Source organism: Nocardia sp. NPDC052566 (assembly GCF_044547285.1).
GTDB lineage: Bacteria > Actinomycetota > Actinomycetes > Mycobacteriales > Mycobacteriaceae > Nocardia.
Genome location: NZ_JBIUAF010000004.1, coordinates 825,627 through 844,104 on the forward strand (window position 1 = coordinate 825,627; position 18,478 = coordinate 844,104).

The 18,478-nt window shown below is 68.4% G+C and carries 16 protein-coding genes; 10 read left to right on the forward strand and 6 right to left on the reverse strand.

Annotated elements, in window-relative coordinates:
* Positions 1-56 precede the first annotated feature (56 nt).
* Positions 57-1,277, reverse strand: coding sequence for a cytochrome P450 (locus ACIG5A_RS23615; protein WP_397243407.1), 1,221 nt, complete (start codon positions 1,275-1,277; stop codon positions 57-59).
* Positions 1,278-1,293: 16 nt separating this feature from the next.
* Complete coding sequence (locus ACIG5A_RS23620; protein WP_397243409.1) at positions 1,294-1,932, reverse strand: hypothetical protein; 639 nt, start codon at positions 1,930-1,932, stop codon at positions 1,294-1,296.
* Between the two features lie 185 nt (positions 1,933-2,117).
* Between ACIG5A_RS23620 and ACIG5A_RS23625 the strand changes: the two genes are divergently transcribed.
* The gene (locus tag ACIG5A_RS23625) at positions 2,118-5,291 is read left to right on the forward strand and encodes a BTAD domain-containing putative transcriptional regulator (protein WP_397243411.1); all 3,174 of its coding nucleotides are present in this window, start codon (positions 2,118-2,120) and stop codon (positions 5,289-5,291) included.
* Here ACIG5A_RS23625 and ACIG5A_RS23630 read toward each other — a convergent pair.
* The 3 genes from ACIG5A_RS23630 to ACIG5A_RS23640 all read right to left on the reverse strand — a co-directional run bounded on the left by ACIG5A_RS23630 (position 5,275) and on the right by ACIG5A_RS23640 (position 8,266).
* Positions 5,275-6,036 carry an ABC transporter permease gene (locus ACIG5A_RS23630; protein WP_397243413.1) on the reverse strand — a complete coding sequence of 254 codons (762 nt, stop codon included), beginning with the start codon at positions 6,034-6,036 and terminating at the stop codon, positions 5,275-5,277. The genes ACIG5A_RS23625 and ACIG5A_RS23630 overlap by 17 nt on opposite strands.
* A complete protein-coding gene (locus ACIG5A_RS23635; protein ID WP_397243415.1) occupies positions 6,036-6,977 on the reverse strand; it encodes an ATP-binding cassette domain-containing protein in 942 nt (313 codons plus the stop codon). Before ACIG5A_RS23635 ends, ACIG5A_RS23630 begins: the two co-directional genes overlap by 1 nt.
* Positions 6,978-7,054: 77 nt before the next feature.
* The gene (locus tag ACIG5A_RS23640; protein ID WP_397243417.1) at positions 7,055-8,266 is read right to left on the reverse strand and encodes a serine hydrolase domain-containing protein; all 1,212 of its coding nucleotides are present in this window, start codon (positions 8,264-8,266) and stop codon (positions 7,055-7,057) included.
* Between the two features lie 163 nt (positions 8,267-8,429).
* Between ACIG5A_RS23640 and ACIG5A_RS23645 the strand changes: the two genes are divergently transcribed.
* From ACIG5A_RS23645 to ACIG5A_RS23685, 9 genes are all read left to right on the forward strand, one after another.
* On the forward strand, positions 8,430-9,011 hold the full coding sequence (locus ACIG5A_RS23645) for a hypothetical protein (RefSeq protein ID WP_397243419.1): 582 nt from the start codon (positions 8,430-8,432) through the stop codon (positions 9,009-9,011).
* Entirely contained in the window at positions 9,008-10,081 is a 1,074-nt protein-coding gene (locus tag ACIG5A_RS23650; RefSeq protein WP_397243421.1) for a PrsW family intramembrane metalloprotease, read from the forward strand. The genes ACIG5A_RS23645 and ACIG5A_RS23650 overlap by 4 nt, the downstream gene beginning before the upstream one ends.
* Before the next feature lie 129 nt (positions 10,082-10,210).
* The gene (locus ACIG5A_RS23655; protein ID WP_397243423.1) at positions 10,211-11,221 is read left to right on the forward strand and encodes a zinc-binding dehydrogenase; all 1,011 of its coding nucleotides are present in this window, start codon (positions 10,211-10,213) and stop codon (positions 11,219-11,221) included.
* Positions 11,222-11,445: 224 nt separating this feature from the next.
* Positions 11,446-12,801 (forward strand): hypothetical protein, encoded by a 1,356-nt coding sequence (locus ACIG5A_RS23660; protein ID WP_397243425.1) that lies wholly within the window; start codon positions 11,446-11,448, stop codon positions 12,799-12,801.
* Positions 12,802-12,919: 118 nt separating this feature from the next.
* On the forward strand, positions 12,920-13,711 hold the full coding sequence (locus ACIG5A_RS23665) for a TIGR03084 family metal-binding protein (RefSeq protein ID WP_397243978.1): 792 nt from the start codon (positions 12,920-12,922) through the stop codon (positions 13,709-13,711).
* Between the two features lie 478 nt (positions 13,712-14,189).
* A complete protein-coding gene (locus ACIG5A_RS23670) occupies positions 14,190-14,972 on the forward strand; it encodes a hypothetical protein (RefSeq protein WP_397243427.1) in 783 nt (260 codons plus the stop codon).
* A gap of 50 nt (positions 14,973-15,022) precedes the next feature.
* Complete coding sequence (gene lhgO, locus ACIG5A_RS23675) at positions 15,023-16,321, forward strand: L-2-hydroxyglutarate oxidase (RefSeq protein ID WP_397243429.1); 1,299 nt, start codon at positions 15,023-15,025, stop codon at positions 16,319-16,321.
* Between the two features lie 136 nt (positions 16,322-16,457).
* Positions 16,458-16,928 carry an SRPBCC family protein gene (locus tag ACIG5A_RS23680; protein WP_397243431.1) on the forward strand — a complete coding sequence of 157 codons (471 nt, stop codon included), beginning with the start codon at positions 16,458-16,460 and terminating at the stop codon, positions 16,926-16,928.
* Positions 16,929-16,938: 10 nt separating this feature from the next.
* Positions 16,939-17,508, forward strand: coding sequence for a ribonuclease H (locus tag ACIG5A_RS23685; RefSeq protein ID WP_397243433.1), 570 nt, complete (start codon positions 16,939-16,941; stop codon positions 17,506-17,508).
* A gap of 110 nt (positions 17,509-17,618) precedes the next feature.
* Here the strand turns inward: ACIG5A_RS23685 and ACIG5A_RS23690 are convergent, their stop codons facing one another.
* Positions 17,619-18,434, reverse strand: a complete 816-nt coding sequence (locus ACIG5A_RS23690; RefSeq protein WP_397243435.1) for a hypothetical protein — start codon at positions 18,432-18,434, stop codon at positions 17,619-17,621.
* Positions 18,435-18,478 lie beyond the last annotated feature (44 nt).

Genomic DNA, 18,478 nt, shown 5'->3' on the forward strand with positions numbered 1-18,478 from the left:
CCCACGCGGTTCCGCTTTGTTCCGGCCCGAGCCGACCGTTCGCTGACGGCGAATTTCTACCCTTCGGTCCAGGTGACCGGCAGTTCGTGGACGCCGTAGATGTTCATATCGGTCCGCAGCTTCACCTCCGCCGCGGGAATGGCGAGCGCGAGCGTGGGGAAGCGGCGCAGCAGCCCGGCGAACCCGGCGCGCATCTCGATGCGGGCCAGCTGCTGGCCGAGGCACTGGTGCACGCCGTGGCCGAAGGACAGGTGTCCGCGGGCCTTGCGGTGCAGGTCCAGGGTGTCCGGATCATCGAAGCGCTTGGGGTCGTGGTTGGCGGCGAGCAGCGAGACGACGACGGTCGATCCCTTGGCGATCACCTCGCCGCCGAGTTCGATGTCATCGGTGGCGTAGCGGTAGAAGATATCGGCGACGGACAGGTAGCGCATGAGCTCCTCGACGGCATCGGGCATCAGCTCGAGGTCGGCGCGCAGCTCGGCGAGCTGCTCCGGATGCTCGAGCAGCGCGAAAGTGCCCAGCGCCAACATGTTCGCGGTGGTCTCGTGACCGGCGAGCAGCAGCAGGAAGGCGATGCCGGTGAGCTCCTCGATGCTGACGTCGTCATCGCGGGCCAGGTCGGACAGGATGTCCTCGCCGGGTTCGGCGCGCTTACGCGTAACCAGATCCGTCAGATAGCCGTGCATCGCGCCGAACGCGGCCATCTTCTCGTCGAGTGTCTGATCTCTGACCAGGAACTGGGCGGAGTTGGCCTGGAAATTCGCACGATCCGCGTAGGGGACGCCCAGCAGCTCACAGATCACCAGCGAGGGCACCGGCAGCGCGAACTCCTGCACCAGGTCGACCGGCGGAGTCAGGCGCGCCAGCTCGTCCAGCCGCTGCTCGGTGATCTCGGCGATGTGGTCCTCGAGCTGCTTCATGCGCCGGACGGTGAAGGCGCCGGTCAGCTTGCGCCGCAGCCGGGTGTGGTCCGGCGGGTCCATCGAGACGAACAGACCGGGCAGCTGCGGCGAAGGTTCGGTCTGCACGGGCATGCCGGGGGTCTCGTACGGCACGTGGATGACGCCGATGTCCTGGCGCGAGCTGAACCGGGTGTCGGCCATCAGCTGGCGGACCGCGTCATAGCCGGTGACGAGCCAGCCCTCATGACCGTCGGGGAAGACCAGCGGGCTGACCGGGCGGGCCTCGCGCAACAGGGTGATTTCACGCGGCGGGTCGAACGGGCCCGCGGTGCGCTCCATCGGCAGACCGTGCGGAACGGGAACTGTTTCAGTCATCGAATTTCCCCTTGGCCTAGGCGGCGGTCGCGTGGCGAACGATGATGTTGCCGTAAGAGTTTCGCGCGAACACCTGCACGGTGTCCGCGCTCTTGTTCGCCACGGGGAGCATCTGGTTCTGCACGCTGCCGTGCATGGCGCTGGTCTCCAGCCGGACCGCGCTGCCCGGGTGGATACCCACCTCCAGCTCGCCCATGGCGGTTTCCAGCCGCAGCTCGCCGCGCGATGCCTCGCCGATGCGGATATCGCCCTTGGCGACCTTCGCGGTGACCGCACCGCTGGTGCGCTCCACGATGATGTCGCCAGCGGCCACCTCCAGATCGCACTGGCCGAATTCGCCGACGCCGAGCAGCCTGCCGACACCGGCGGTGCCGCCGAGGCGGGAGCCGGTGGGCACCTCGATGGTCACGTCGATGGTCGGGTTGCCGCCGAACGCGGTGTAGGTCCGCCAATCCTTGGGCGTCTTCACGGTCAGCGCACCCGCGGCGAAATCGACCTTGGTCTGCTGGGCGGCGCGCACGTCACCCTTCTTGGTGGCATCGGCGGGCCGGACGTCGACGACGGTATCGGTGCGGTCCGAGGCGATGACGGTGACGGTGGCGGAGAGCACGTCGACGGTGACGGCGATCGGGTTCGGGGTCTGGAAAGTGGTCATTTCGATACTCCTGCGGGGCGGTGCGTTCGGTTGATGTGACTACATTCGCCAGCCCGGCTGATACCGGGCTGACAGCCATCTGATACGTCGGCTGACGTGGCGTTCTGCCTGTTCACAGCCGATAAAGCGGGTCGGATCGCGCAGTCGGCGGCCGACACGTCCGATGCTCACGGCAGAATGGCCCGGTGCAGATCGGAATGCTTGGCCCGCTCGATATCCGGACCGATGACGGCGGATCGATCGAGATACCAGGCACCCGGTTGCGGGCGCTGCTTGTCGCTCTGGCGCTCGACCCCGGTCGCGTGGTCTCGAAAGCGGGGCTGGTCGACTGGATCTGGGGTGAGCAGCCGCCTGCCGACGCGGCGAACGCCTTGCAGGCGCTGGTTTCCCGGCTGCGGAAGTTGCTGCCGGACGGATCGCTCGACGCGCAGGCGGGCGGCTACCGGCTGGCCGTCGAGCCGCACGACGTGGACGCCATCCGTTTCGAGCGGCTGCTCGAACAGGCACGCGGCGGCGGCGACACCTATCAGGCCGAGGCGCTGCGCGAGGCGCTCGAACTGTGGCGCGGCCCGCTGATGCAGGACGTCGGCATCCAGGACAGCGAAGCGTTCGAGGCGGTGATCACCAGGCTGAATGGCCTGCGCCTCGCCGCCATGGAGGATCGGTACGAAGCGGAGATCCGCCTCGGCCGCGGCGCGGAGGTGATCGCCGAGCTGACCGAGCTGGTGGCCCGGAATCCGGTGCGGGAGCGGCTCGCCGCCGCGCTGATGCGCGCGCTCGGCGCCGCGGGCCGTGGCACCGAGGCGCTGATGGTCTATCAGCGTGCGCGGGAGGCACTCGCCGACACGCTGGGCGTCGACCCGTCACCGGAGCTATCCGCACTGCACGTCGCGCTGCTGCGCGGTGAGACGGAAGCGAAGAAGCAGGACCGAAGGACGAACCTGCGGGCCGAATTGACCAGCTTCGTCGGCAAATACGCCGAGGTCGCCGTCGTGCGCGAACTCATCGCGGGCAATCGGCTCACCACGTTGACCGGGCCTGGCGGCTCGGGGAAGACCAGGCTGGCCCTGGAAACCGCGCGGACCATGCTCGACGATCTGCCGCACGGCGCCTGGCTGGTGGAGCTCGCGCCCGTCGGCGCGAACGGCGATATCGCGCAGGCGGCGCTGTCCGCGCTCGGGCTGCGCGACGCGCTGCTCGGCGCGAACGCGGAACCGATGGACCGGCTCGTCGCGGCGCTGCGCGAGCGCGAAACGCTGGTGATCCTGGACAACTGCGAGCATGTGATCGAGGCCGCGGCGGCGTTCGCGCACCGGCTGCTCGGCGAATGCCCCCGGCTGCGGATCCTCGCGACGAGCAGGGAACAGCTCGGCATCACGGGCGAGGCGCTGTGGCATATCGCGCCGCTGGCACTGCCCGCCGAGGACGCGACCCACGGCGAGATCGAATCGTCCCCCGCGGTGCAGCTGCTGCTGGATCGGGCCGGTGCGGTGCGCAAGGATCTCGCGGCCGATCCCGCCGCGCTGGCGAACCTGGCGCGGGTCTGCCGTGCGCTCGACGGGATTCCGCTGGCCATCGAGCTGGCCGCGGCCAGGCTGCGCACCATGTCCCTCGAACAGGTCGCCACCCGGCTCGACGATCGGTTCCGCCTGCTCACCGGCGGGAGCCGCACCGCGCTGCCGCACCACCGGACCTTGCGCGCGGTCGTCGACTGGAGCTGGGAGCTGCTCACCGACGCCGAACGGACGGTGCTGCGCAGGCTCGCGGTGTTCGCGGGCGGCGCGAGTCTCGAAGCGGCCGAACGGGTGTGCGCGGGCATCGACGGCGGGCCCGAGGAGTGGGCGGTGCTGGAGCTGCTGACCACGCTGACCGAGAAATCGCTGCTGCTCACGGCCGCTGGCGACTGCTTGCAGGTCGGCCGAAATGGCACTGCTGATGGCGGACCGCGCTATCGAATGCTCGGCACCATCAGGCAATACGCCATGGACCGGCTCGAGGAGTCGGGAGAATCGGATTCGGCGCGCCGCGCCCACCTCGCGTATTTCACCGGGCTCGCCGACACCGCGGAGCCGCATCTGCGCCGCGCCGAGCAGTTGGCATGGCTCGCCACACTGGAGACCGAGCACGACAACATCGCCGCCGCGATGCGCGGCGCGCTTGCGGACGGCGATGCGGCCGAGGCGATGCGGCTCGCGGCGGCCGCGGGCTGGTACTGGTGGCTCGGCGGCCACAAGGCCGAGGGCACGGAGCTGATCATCGCGGCCACCGAGCTGCCCGGCGAGGTGGACGACGACACCAGGGCCACGGTGTACGCGCTGGTCGTGCATTTCGTGTCCTCGGGCCCGAATGACCAGTACTCCGTACAGGATTGGATCAATAAGGCGTACCGGTTCGGCAAGGACAGCCGATCCCGCCACCCCGCGGTGCGGTTCGTCGACGCGCTGGAACGCCTGCTGCAGGGGCCGGACGCGATCCTGTCCGCGTTCGAACCGCTGACCGACGACGACGATCCGTGGGTGCGGGCACTGGCCGGGCTGCAACTCGGCAAGATGCGGATCATGCTCGGCAGGCCGGGACGGGAGGCGGACGAGTATCTCGAGGCGGCGCTCGCCGAGTTCCGTGCCCTCGGTGAGCGCTGGGGGATTTCGTTCGCGCTGGACGAGCTGGCGAACCGCATCGCCACCCGGGGCGAATTCGCCGATGCCTGTGCGCTTTTCGATCAGGCGATCGCGGTGCTCGCCGAGGTCGGCACGATCGAGGACGCGGTCCATATCCGATCGCGGCAGGCCCAGCTGTACTGGCTGCTCGACGACGCGGAAGCGAGCGCGGCGGCGCTGGCCGAGGCGCAGCGGTGCGCCGATGAGGCCGCGTGGCCGAACGGGCTCGCCGAACTGGCGCTGGCGAAGGCGGAGCTGGCGCGCTGGCGCGGCGACACCGAGCAGGCGCACCTCGAAATCGGTATCGCGACAAAGATCTTGGGCAGCGCCGCGGAGCAGGCGAACGTCCGCGCGACGTTCCACAACCTGCGCGGCTACCTCGCCGCCGATCTCGAGGAAGCACGGACCCAGCACGCCGTGGCCTTCCGTGCCGCCACCGAGGCGGGCCACGCGCCGGTCATCGCCAGCGCACTGGTCGGCGTCGCGGACTTGGCGCTGCGCACAGACCGGCACGAGCTGGCGGTGCGACTGCTCGCGGCGGGTGACGCGGTACGCGGACTGCCCGATCGCTCCCAGCCGGATATCGCCAGGATCGAACGGGCGGCACGAGATCGCCTCGGCGAAGCGGACTTCACCGAGGCGATGCGGGCGGGTGCGGAAGCGGACTGGAGCGAACTGGCCGCCACTACGCTCGCTTGCTGAACGTGGCGCGCGACCACAGGTATCCGACGATGGCGAACCCGGCGGCCCAGGCGAGCGCCGCGGCGGTGTAGCCGCCCGACGGGTTGCCCTCGAGGAAGCCGCGCAGCGCCTCGATGATCGGCGTGAACGGCTGATACTGCGCGAACTGCCTGATGCCCTGCCCCATCTGTTCGGCGGGGACGACCGCGCTGCTCAGGAAGGGCAGCATGATCAGCGGCACCACCGACATGCCAGCGGACTCAGGGGTTTTCGCGGCCATGCCGAGCGCGACCGTGAGCCAGGAGGCCGCGAACGCGGTCGCCGCCATGATGCCGATCGCGCCGAGCCAGTCGAGCGCGGTCGCGGCGGGCCGGAAGCCGAGCGCGAAGGCAACGCCGAGGACGGCGGTGATGGCGATCGCGTTGGTCAGCATGGTGGCCACGACATGTCCGGTCAGTACCGCGCCGCGGGAGACGTCCATGACCTTGAACCGGTTGATGATGCCCTTGGCCATATCGGAGCTCACCGACACCGCGGTGCCCGAGAGCCCGTAGCTGATGGCGAGCAGGATCATTCCCGGTGTCGCGTAATCGATGTAGTGCCCGCCGACATTGAACGCGCTGCCGAATACGTAGACGAAAATCAGCAGCATGACGACCGGCATCAGCGCGGCGTTGAAAATCGTGACTGGATTGCGGGCGGTGTGCTTGAAATTGCGGCGCAGCATGATCGACGAATCGGTCATGGTCGCAGAGATGGTGCTCATTACGCGTTGGCCTCCGTGGTCGCGTGCCCGGTGAGGGCGAGAAAAACGTCATCGAGATCGGGTGTGTGGACCGAGACCTCCGCGGCCTCGACCGAGTATTCGTCGAGCCGATTCAGTAGGCCCCGAAGGAATTTCGTATCGCCGTCGCCGGGCACCCGCAGGGTCAGCGCCTCGTCGTCGCGGGTGCCGCCCGGCACCACCTCCGCCGCCGCGGCCAGGTCGGCGACGTGGTCGAACCGGAGCCGGATGTGGCTGCCTGGGATCTGGCGCTTCAGATCGGCGGCGGTGCCCTCGGCGACGATGCGGCCCTGGTCGAGCACCGCGATCCGGTCGGCGAGCTGGTCGGCTTCCTCCAGATACTGCGTGGTGAGGAAGATCGTCACGCCGTCGGAGGTCAGCTCGCGCACGATCTCCCACAGCGAGCGGCGGCTACGCGGATCGAGTCCGGTGGTCGGCTCGTCCAGGAAGACGATCTGTGGCTTGGTCACCAGCGTCATCGCCAGGTCGAGCTTCCGGCGCATACCGCCGGAATAGGTCGCCGCACGCTTGTGCGCCGACTCCACCAGCCCGAACCGTTCAAGCAGCCCGCCGACCACCCGCTTGCGCTCGGCGCCGCGCAGCCGGTGGATATCCGCCATCAGCTCCAGGTTCTCCGCACCCGTCAGCAGATCGTCCACCGCCGCGAATTGACCGGTGACCCCGATCGCCGCGCGGACCGCTTCGGGTTCGGTCGCGAGATCGTGCCCGGCGACGCGCGCCGTGCCGCCATCGGCGGTCAGCAGCGTGGTCAATACATTCACTGTCGTCGTCTTGCCCGCCCCATTCGGGCCGAGCAGCGAGAAAATCGAACCGGCCTCGATGCTGAAATCAATGCCGTCGAGAACCGTCTTGTCGCCGTAGGCCTTTCGCAGGCCCGTCACGGTAATTGCTGCGCTGTTCATAGGAATACCTTCGCGAAACTGACTGATACTCACCTGATGCCGACCTGACACGTCCGCTGACACGGTGCTCGTGGTCATTACTTGCCCCCGCTCTTCCCGCCGCAGAACACCTCGTCGATGAGCCGCTGAGTCGATTTCGGGAATGCCGTCGCCGCATCGATCGCGGCGTCGCCCATGGTCACCGAGGCGGTGAGGGTCTTACTGCCGTCGGACGAGCTGTACATCATCGTCCCGTAGCCCGCGGGCGGGCTGCCGTTGTGGTTGAGGACCGTGCCACAGTTCGGGCCCATATCCATGACGAAGACGCCGAGGCCGTAGCTGAGCTTCGGGTCCGCCTTGCGCATCTCGGTCAGCAGCGGCGCGGGCAGGAGCTTGCCCGCGTTCAGCGCGGAGAAGAACGTGGCCAGATCCGCGGTGGTCGAGATCAGGTCGCCCGCGGCGGGCAGCAGGGAGAGGTTCTGGTCGGCGACGTCGGCCGTCTTCCACTGGTCGCCGTCCTGGTAGCGGAAGTAGCCGTGGGCGTGCGGTCCGGGGATCTGTGACAGGGTGGGGCCGGGCACTACGGTGTCGTGCATGCCGAGCGGGCCGAGTATCCGCAGCTGCATCTGCTCGGCATACGACCGGCCCGTGACCTTTTCGATGAGCAGCAGGGCCAGCGTGTAGTTGGTGTTGGAATAGTTCCAGTCCGTTCCCGGCTCGAACCGGGCAGGCTTGGACAGCGCCAGCCGGACCAGTTCCTCCGGCCGGTAGCTGTGGAAGCGGTTGTCGAACCACTCCTTCCCGGTGGCCGGGATCCCCGGCGCGATGGTCCCGTCCGCGTAGTACTCGCCGGTGTAGTTGAACAGTCCGCTTCGGTGCTGCAACATCATTCGCACCGTGATCCGCCGGTCGAGGCCGAGATCGGGCAGGTAGTCGGCCACCGGTGCGTCGAGCCCGATCGCGCCGTCGGCCACCAGCTGCAGCACCATGGTCGCGGTGAAGGGCTTGACGGAGCTGCCCGTCCAGAACTTCCCGTCCGTCGGCGGCTTGTCTGCCTTGCCGAGCTCGCGCACCCCTGCCCTGCCGACCCATTCGCCGCGCTCGTCGCGTACTCGCACCTGCACCCCGGCGAAACCGGCATCGACGATCTGCTGGGCGGCCGCCTGCAACTCCGGACGATCCGGTGCGGCAGCGGCTTTCGGCTCGGCCGTGGTGCAGGCCACGCCGGCGAGCAGCGTGACCGCGGCCGCCGCCGTGACTCCGGCCCGCCGGACGATCCGTGGCATCCGGTCCTTGCTGTTCTCGTTCATGGGAGCAACGATCGTCAGCCGCCCTGATACCGGGCAGTCATCGCACTGATACCGCACTGACAAGCGCCCCGCACCGAACTGCCGGTGCGTCGCTGGCGTCGTTTGCGCTGGTCCAGGTCGAAGATGGCGGGGTCGACTCGAGCCGGTGGGAAGGAGCGCGTGCATGGACAGCACTGGGCTTACCGGATCGACGCCGCCGAGAGCGGCGATACCGCAGCGGGCCGGTCATGATTGGCGGCAGGCCGGGCTGGTGCTGCTCGTTGTCGCGGCGCTGATCGGGATTCCGGCGACGCTGGCCGAGGTGGTGCCGGTGCGAGAGACCGCGGTCGAGCCGTACACGCTGATCGAATTGACGGCGCCCGGCGAGGATCCGGACACGATCGGCTTCGTCGGGGTGCCGGGCTGGGAGCGCAGGGTGACCGGCGATCAGACGACGGCCGTGCTGGTCGGGCCCGACCACCTGGTGCTGATCGCCACCGTGGTCAACGGGGTCACCGATTTCGACGAGGCGGCGCGGTGGCGCTTGAAAGTGCTCGGGGCGCAAGGCTTCGACGCGGAATTCGACGGCGGCGAAATCACCACACAGCAGGGTTTCCACGGCCCGACCTGCCGGGGCACCGAGGAGTCCGCGGTGTGCGCGATCGTCGGCAAGGACAATCTGGCGGTCACGCTCGCGCTCGGCGGCGAGTACGCGACGCTGCCGCGGCTGCTGCCGATCATCGATTCGCTGCGGGTGGCGCCATGAGGTGGTTCCAGCCGAAATCGGCACTGTTCTGGGTGTATTGCGCGACCCTGCTCGGCGGCGCGATCGCCATGCTCGTGCAGCTGGCCCCGGTGCTGGCGCTGACTTGGAACGAGGTGCTTGTCGGGCTGCCGTTCGTCGCGGCGACGCTGGTCGTCTTCGGGTGGCTGCTCCTACATCTGGATCGGCTGCGCGCCCACCGGCCGATCCGCACCGTGCTCGTCCTCGGTTTTCTGTGGGGTGCGCTGGCCGGGCCCGGCATCGCCATCTACGCCAACGACCACATCATGCGGGTCATCCAGAATCTGGCCGGTGACGAATTCGCCATCAATTGGCAGGCGCCGATCTCCGCGTCGATCGTCGAGGAGGGGATCAAGGGGCTCGGGGTATACGCGGTGGCGGGCCTGGCCAAGCCGCTGCTGTCGCGGCCGATGCACGGCCTGCTGCTCGGCGGGTTCGTCGGCCTCGGCTTCCAAGTGGTGGAAGACCTTACCTACGAGGCGAATTCGGGATTGTCGTCGGCGCAGGGCGGTGCGGTGCCCGCCATCCTGGTCGGCGTGGTCCGGCTGCTCGCCGGTGTGGCCTCGCACTGGATGTTCACCGCGCTCGCCGGTATCGGCATCGTGACGGCGCTGGCCAGGACGGATCTGCCGATGGCGCATCGGGTCCGCGCCTTCGCCGCGTTCTATCTGCTCGGCTGCGCAATGCATTTCGGCTGGGACGCCCCCGATCTCACCGGTTTCGACGCGCTGAACACTGTCGGCAAGGCGGTGCTCTACGTGGTGGTGTTCGCGGTGGTCTACGCGTGGGTGGTGCGGACCGAGCGGAGCTGGTTCCGCTCGATCATCCCGTGGGCCGCGGCGCGCGGCATCGCGACGCCCGCGGAACTGAACACGCTGGTGACCCGGGGCTCTAGGCGCCGGGCCCGCAAGGCGATTCAGCAATCGGGCCCCTACAACCGGCGCCAACTGGTGCAGCGGCAGCACTGGCTGATGGATCAGGTCCAATATCTCGGGGTGCATCAGCCGTCCGTGCGCACCCAAGCGCCGATGCCGGGATGGGCCCGCGACTGATCTCCTCGGCAACCGGCCCCTCGGTGTAATACTCGAAAGGTCGGCCACCGGCCGGATTCATCGAAAGGTCGGGCCGAACGTCCCAGCGCTGCTGACCCGCAGCGCCATCGATCGACCCGCGAGGAGCAGATGATCATGCTGGCCGCACGCCTTCACCTAGGGACACCACGCCGCCTGGAGGTCGAGGAGGTGCCGGTCCCGGAACCGGGCCCCGATCACGTGCTCATCAAGGTCGAGGCTGCCGGTGTCTGCCTATCCGACGTGCACCTCATCGACGGCACGCTGACCCCGCTGTTCCTGAAGGGCGATGTGGTCACCCTCGGACACGAGGTCGCGGGCACCGTGCATACGCTCGGCCCCGGCGTCACCGCCGCGAAGGTCGGCGATCGCGTGCTGCTGCAGGCCGGTGAGGAACGCGGCGGCGCGGTGTTCACCCGCGGCGTCGACTACGACGGCGGCTGGGCCGAATACACCCTCGCCCGGATCGACACGCTGGTGCCGATCCCGGACGAGCTGCCGTTCGAGCAGGCCTGTTTCATCCCCGACGCCGTGTCCACCCCGTGGGCCGCCATCACCGCGACCGCGCAGATCCAGGCCGCCGAACCCGTCGGCGTCTGGGGCGTCGGCGGCCTCGGCGCGCACGGCATCCAGCTGTTGCGGCTGGTCGGCGCGGCGCCGATCATCGCGGTCGATCCGCTGCCCGCCGCCAGGGAACGCGCGCTCGAATTCGGCGCCGACGCGGCCTTCGATCCGGCCGACCCCGACCTGCGCGCCAAGATCTTCGCCGCCACCGACGGTGCCGGCCTGGCCGCGGCCTTCGACTTCGCCGGCGTCGCCGCCGTGCGCGAACAGGCCGTCACCTGCATGGGGCCGGGCGGCCGGCTGGTTCTCGTCGGGCTGACCGACAAGCCGATCACGATCACCGGCGGTTCCGCGTTCAGCTTCTTCCAGCAGCAGCTGCGCGGCCACTACGGTTCCACCGCCGACCACGTCACCCAGCTGGTGAAACTGCAGCGTATGCAGCGCGTCGACTTCACTCGCTCGGTCAGCGCGGTGGTGCCGCTCGCGGACGCGCCCAAGGCGGTGCACGCTCTGGAAGCCAAGGAGGGCAACCCGATCCGCATCGTCCTGAAGCCCTGACCCCGAGATGTCGGCCCGCTGTGTCGGATTGGCGCTGCTCCCGGCCCCTGCGTGGTCACGCTCCGCTACCGCCTCCGGGCCTGACGCTCGCAACGCGGTGCGGATTCGCGAGTTGTCCCGGATCCGCGTCGCGTTGACACCTCGACGAAACCGATGAGAATGTGGGGGCCTCGACTTCTCATACCGGCGTTCTCTCGCCGGTTCGGCCTAGGGAGACCCCAGCGATGACGACACTCGCCGCAGGCGTGTTCATCGACTGGGAGGAATTGACCGGGCAATCCAAATTCGCCGTCGACCTGATCACCTTCCCGATCTTCAGCGCCATCGCCGGTCTGCTCACCAACTGGACCGGCGTGCTGATGCTGTTCTGGCCGATGCAGTTCCGCGGTCTCTACATTCCCGGGCTGCGGGTGCTCTATCCGTATTTCCCGCGCCGCGTGCAGGTGCTGCCGATTTTCTCCGCGGACGGCAGCAGGCTCGGATTCCAGGGCTTCATTCCGGCGCGCGCGGAGAAGATGGCCAGCATCTGCGTCGACAAGGCGCTGATGCGGATCGGCAGCCCGCGCGATTTCATCCACGAATTGGACCTGGAGGGCATCGCCGACTACATCGCGGTGCTCGCGCGCAAACAGGTGCCGTCGCTGGTCAACGAGCTGATGTACCGGGAGAACCCGGATCTGTGGCGCGGCGTGCCGCGTACCGTGCGCCAGATCGTCTATCAACGTGTGGACCGCGAGCTACCCGCGCTGTCGCGCCGCGCGTTCGAATCGCTGGGCGACAACGTCGATCACCTGATCGATATCAAGAGCTTCGTCATCAAATACCTGCAGGACAATCCGTACATCCTGAAGGACCTGACCACCACCATCGCCGCGCCCGAACTGCGTTTCATGGTGCGAATCGGCCTGCTCGGCGGCCCGTTCGGCCTGCTGATGGCGCTGTATCTGCATGTGCACCAGCGCATTCCGGTGTTCGGCTGGATTCCGCTGTGGGTGATCGTGCTGGCAAGCGCGGCGGCGATCGGCGTGATCGTCAATGTCATCGCGGTCAAGATGGTGTTCGAGCCCGGCGAACCGCAGCCGCGCTACAAATATCTGTGGCGCCAGGCGCTGCTGGCCAAGCGCCAGGCGCAGGCGGCCAACGATCTCGCGCACATCCTGGCCTACCAGGTGCTGACCCTGCCGAATCTGGCGAAGGAACTGCTCGACGGCCCCAATGGCGACAAGACCCGTCAGCTGCTGGAGCGTTTGATCTCCGACGAGATCCACCGCCAGCTCGGGCCGACCACCGGTGTGGTGCGGGTGGCGTTCGGCAGGCGCAATTTCGACAACCTCAAGGTCGGCGCGGCGGGCGCCGCGGTGAGCTTGGCGCCGAGCCTCGTCGAGGACGAGGAGTTCGCGCTGGAGCAGGCCGAGAAGATCGATGAGTTCGCCGCGCGCAAGCTGCAACAGCTGACGCCGGGGGAGTTCATGGAGATGTTCTACGCCTCGGTCGAACAGGATGCCTGGCTGTTGTATCTGCACGGCGCGGTGCTCGGCCTGGTGGTCGGCGCCGCGCATCTCATCATCTTCGGCTGGTAGACAGCCTTTTCCGAGCGCATCGGAAATACAAGCACGCGTGCTTGCATTTTTCTTCCACCGCTGCGATGCTGAACCGCGATGGCATCCGATGTGGCGTGCCGCAAAGGCAAGGGACATGATAGCTGACCTCGACGCGCTACTCGGCGACTTCGCCGCGGAATGCACGGAACTGGAACGACTCGTCGCCCCGCTGACACCGGCCGACTGGGCCCGCGCGACACCGGCCCCGGGCTGGACCATCGCCCACCAGATCGGTCACCTGGCCTGGACCGACGAGATCGCCACCGTCGCGGCCGCCGACGCCGACAGATTCGCGAAACTGCTGACCGAAGCCGGGCCCCGCGCGCCGACCTTCGTCGACGAGGCCGCCGAGGAAGCCGCGACCATGCCGCCCGCCGAACTGCTCGAGCGCTGGCGCCGCGGCCGCGCCGGCCTGATCGACGCCCTGCGCGCGGTGCCCGCAGGGACCAAACTGCCCTGGTTCGGCCCGCCGATGAGCACCGCGTCGATGATCAGCGCCCGCATCATGGAGAGCTTCGCGCACGGCCAGGACGTGGCCGACGCGCTCGGCGTCGACCGTGCGCCGACCGCCCGCCTGCGCACCGTTGCCCATATCGGCGTGCGCACCAGGAATTTCGCCTACACCGTGCACGGAAAGGCCGCGCCCGCAGCCGAATTCCGCGTCGAGCTGATCGCGCCGGACGGCGGCGTCTGGTCGTGGGGGCCCGAGGACGCGGCGCAGCGGGTCACCGGGCCCGCACTGGATTTCTGCCTGCTGGTTACCCAGCGGCGGCATCGGGACGATCTCGCGCTGCGCGCGGAAGGTGCGGACGCCGCGGAATGGCTGACCATCGCACAGGCATTCGCGGGGCCGACGGGAGCGGGCCGCGCCGCAGGGCAGTTCGCCTGAGCCGCAGGGCAGTTCGCCTGAGAAGGCAGGTCGCTCGACGTGACGACCGGACCCATGGTCCGGCCGTCACTCGATCCGACCCGGCCTAGCGATTTCGGACGCCGGCGAGCGTCACACTTGGGTGCGCCGTAGTGTCGACGGCCGGACGCCGTTGGCCGGGTGTCTCGAGGTGGCAGTCGAGGGTGGCGCTCGCCGACTATCGGTGATTTACCCGTATGTCAGCTCCCAGAAACATGTTTGACGCGACCGATTCGCATCCGAGCCTCACCTTGCATCTGAACCGATTGTGATCCTGATCTCACCCCGGCGTAACAAACCGACGACCCCGTAACCTGGACAGTCGTACGGCTCGAGCGTTCAATGGCGGCGCGCACGGGTTCTTCCGTGGTTACACACGCTGCCACCTCCGGACCCCGCGCGTGCCGCGGGATGCGGGCCGCGTGCAGGGGGAGACACGACCGGAGGGAAAGGACGCATCGTGACCGCACAACGACCTCGCCAGGTCGCCAGACATGCCGCGATCGTGCTCGCCGGCGCCGCAAGCCTCAGCCTCACCGTCACCGCGGGCGCCTACATCGTGCACGAGATCGCCACCACCGAACCCGCGCCGCGCGAAATCGCCGCGCCCACCCCGCCGCTGGATTCCGGCGCCGAGATCCCGGCCAGGCCACTGCTTTCCGATACGGTGCTGACCGGCGGCAGTTTCGAGCTGCCCGTCCTGTTCGGCCGCACCGTGCCCGAACCGGTGGTCCCACCGAATCCCGCTGAGCCGCTTACCGGTTCGATCGCGGGCCCCACCACACCGCCCGGCGTGAGCGGAAAGCTCGGTCTCGGTACGACTTACGTCGGCGCGTACGTCGGCCCGGTGCGCACCAACACCATCGCGGTCACCTTCGACACCAACGTGCTGTCCGCGCTGTCGGGTTTCCTCCTGGCCGAGCCGGTGCGCCAGCAACTCGGCGTCTACGCCGATCCCGCCGGAATCACCCAGTTGCGCACCGAAATCGACGCCAACCGGGGCGAGGTGGTGCTCGCCTTCTCCGACCCGACCCTCGGCACCCACACCCTGCACGTCACCGGCGGCCCCGCACCGCAGCCCACTCCCGGCGACACCGCCCCGGACGCGGCGGACCAGCGGGCCTTCACCACGCCACCCACCGCGCAGAGCAGCGCCACCGCGGGGCACACCCTGAGCGACACCCCATCGGTCGAGCCCGCGAAGATCCCCGGGTCGGCGCCGCACAACACCATCGCCGTATAAAACGGACCCCCCCTTGCAACCCCAGACGGGACAACTGATTTCGTAGGCACATGGGTAACGCACCGGGTACGCCCGAAGCCCAGCCGGACAACGAGCCGCCGGCCCGCGGCGGCACTCCCGCGGCACCCGACGACCGGCAGAAGTCACGGAGAGGCGGGGGAGCCACGCTCGACTTCTGCGTCATCGGCGGCGGGATCGTCGGTGTCGCGACGGCGCACCGCATCCTCACCCGCCATCCCGGCGCGAGCCTGGTGCTCGTCGAGAAGGCCTCCGCGCTTGCCACCCACCAGACCGGGCACAACAGCGGCGTCATCCACTCCGGCATCTACTATCCGCCGGACAGCCTGAAGGCCGAGCTGTGCCGCCGCGGCGCCCAGTGGACCAAGGATTTCGCCGCCGCACACGACATTCCGTTCCAGGTGTGCGGAAAGCTGTTGGTGGCCACCGACGCCGCGGAGTATCGGCGGATGCTCGCGCTGCACGAGCGCTCGATCACCAACGGGGTGGACGTCGAGCTGATCGACGCGGCCGAATTGGCCCGCAGGGAACCGCATGTCGCCGGTGTCGGCGCGCTGTTCGTGCCCGCCACCGGGATCATCGATTACTCCCGCGTCACCGCCGCGCTGGCCGAGGAGGTGGTGGCCATGGGCGGGCGGCTGGCGCTCGGCGCCGAGGTCACCGCGCTGGCCGAGACCTCCGACGCGGTGACGGTCTCCGGCCCCGCAGGCTCGTGGACCACACGCACCCTGGTGGTGTGCGCCGGGCTGCAGGCCGACCGGATGGCCAGGCTCGCCGGACTGCGCACCGACCTGCGTATCGTCCCGTTCCGCGGCGAGTACTACCAATTACCCTCGGCCCGAGCCGGATTGGTGCGCACGCTGATCTATCCCATCCCGGATCCGGCACTGCCGTTCCTCGGCGTGCACCTGAGCCCGACCATCGACGGCGCGCTGACCGTCGGCCCGAACGCGGTGCTCGGCCTGGCCAGGGAGGGGTACCGCAAGGGCAGCTTCGACGCGCGCGACGCCCGCGAGGTGCTCGGCTTCCCCGGCGTGCACCGGGTCGCCCGCGCACATGTGCGGACGGGGCTGCGCGAGCTGCGCAACTCGCTGTTCAAGCGCGGATATCTGGCCGAGTGCCGCCGCTACTGCCCGGAGTTGACGATGGGTGATCTGCGACCGCGCGAAGCCGGGATCCGCGCGCAGGCCGTACTGCGGGACGGCACCCTGGTGCACGACTTCATGATCGAGCGCACGCCGCGCTCGATCCACGTCCTGAACGCGCCGTCACCCGCGGCGACCTCGGCCATGCCGATCGCGGAATATCTCGTCGACCGGCTGAAAAGTTAGCCAGCAGGCACCTTCTGGCTAATAAGCAACCGTCCGGTCGCAAATGTGGAAATCCCATTCACCAAATTACCGCTCAACTCCTCCAATAAAGAGGAGAGCTGTAGTACTTTTAGCGGCAGTCGTGGAGGGAGGGCCTATGGGCCATATCAAGTACGCGAGTGACGTCGGAGCCCCCGTCGAGGTCGCGTTCACCTACACCGACAACCACTTGTTCGTACCGGACTGGATGTTCGGCGTTGCCGACTTCGAACCGACCGGTGACCTCGACAACGGCCTCGGCGCGCGCTTCCGCACCGCGGCCAGGTTCGCGCTGTGGCATCCCACGCTGGAATGCGAGATCACCGAATACCGCCGCAACGTGGTGATCGGCTACACGTTGCGGGGGCGCTTGGCCGGAACGCTGACATTGCGTTTCGATCCGCTGGGCTATGGGCGATCCGTGCTGACATCCGAGGCGGAGTACGCTGCTCCTCGGGGACTTCTCGGCCGCGTGTTCGCCGGTGTGGTCGATGCCGCCGTGAAATCGGCGCTGCGCCGCACGGAGTCCCAATTGCGAAGGGAGATAGAGGAATTCCACGGTACCGATCTTGTCGGTCGGATTGCGTAGGGTGCCAGCCATGATCATCGTGAGCACCGACGGATCCTGCCTCCGAAATCCCGGCGGCGCTATCGGCTGGGCTTGGGTCAATCATCAGGGTTCCTCGGCCAGCGGCGGCGCCGCGTCGGGAACCAATCAGATCGCGGAACTACGCGCGGTACTCGAGGCGATCACCGCTCATCCCGGCGCCGAACCGCTGCTGATCGAGAGCGACTCGCTCTACGCGATCAAATGTGCCTCGGAGTGGATCAACGGCTGGCGCACGAACGGCTGGCGCACCTCCAGCGGTGGCGCGGTGAAGAACGTGGAACTCATCAAGCAGATCGATCGGGCCATCTCCGGCAGGCCGGGCCCGGTCCGGTTCCGTTGGGTCCGTGGACATGTCGGCAACTACTTCAACGAGCAGGCCGACGCGCTCGCGGGCGAGGCGGCGCGCAGGGCCGCCTCGACGGCGGCCGAGGAACCGAAGGCGCCGATCGCGCCTGAGGTGGTTCCGTTACCAGAAGTGCTGGCGGAGAAGACATCCCGGCCGCGGGCCACGGGGAAGACGGTCACGCAGGCGGCGCCTCAGGCATTGACACTGTTCTGAGCGCCGTGCGCGACCGTAGTGGGGCCGCCCGGAGGACCCCCGGCGGTGGTGGCTCGGACCACCGCCGGGGGCCTTTTCGGTCAGTCCAGCTCGTTTCGGACAGTCGGGCGTCAATTGCCCGGCGCGGGGGCCTGCGAGTTCGGCGCGGGCTGGGCCGGGGCCTGCTGGTTCGGTGCGGGCGCACCGGGCAGTCCGCCGAGGCCCTGATCCTTGGTCAGTGGCGAATCCAGCTTCTCGACCAGCCACTTGTCACCGTCGCGCTTCATGGTGGCGACCACGACGAAGTAGCCGCGATCCGGCACGGGCTGCGCGAAGTTGGTGCGGAACTGCGTCATGGTGACCAGCACCTTCGCCGAATCCTTGTCACCGGACTGGTAACCGCACAGCAGATCGTCGGACCACGACTTCACCTGCGCCTTGGTCATCCCGTCCTTCAGCGCCTTCGACGCGTCGCTGAACTGCGAGAGGAATTCGCCGGTCGAATCGCCCTTCACCCGATCGAAGTAGGCGTCGAGATCCTTGGAGTAGTCGTAGAGCGAGACGTCACGGCCGAACTTGCAGCCCGCCGCCAGTGCGTCGTCGCGCGCGGACAGTTCGTCGCCGCGATTCTTGGCCTGCAGGAAGAACAGCACGACCGCGGTGATCGCGCCGACCAGCAGCACACCGGCCACGAACGCCGCGATCAGCGGCGGCGTCGTATTCCCCGTGCCCTGCGCGGCACCGGACGGACGCGCGGGCTTGGCCTGCTTGGCCTGCTTCTTCTCCGCCGCGGGCTTGGCAAGGGCCACGGTATCTTCCGATGCGTCCGCCGCGGCGTCGGTCACCGCCGCGTCCTTATCGGCCACAGCGTCATCGGCCACCACATTGTCGGTGGCGTCCTCGATTTTCTCGGTGTCCTTGGTGTTTTCGGCGTCATCGGTAGACATCGATGCATACCTGCACTTTCCCGGCGCCTGGGCGCGCCGATCGG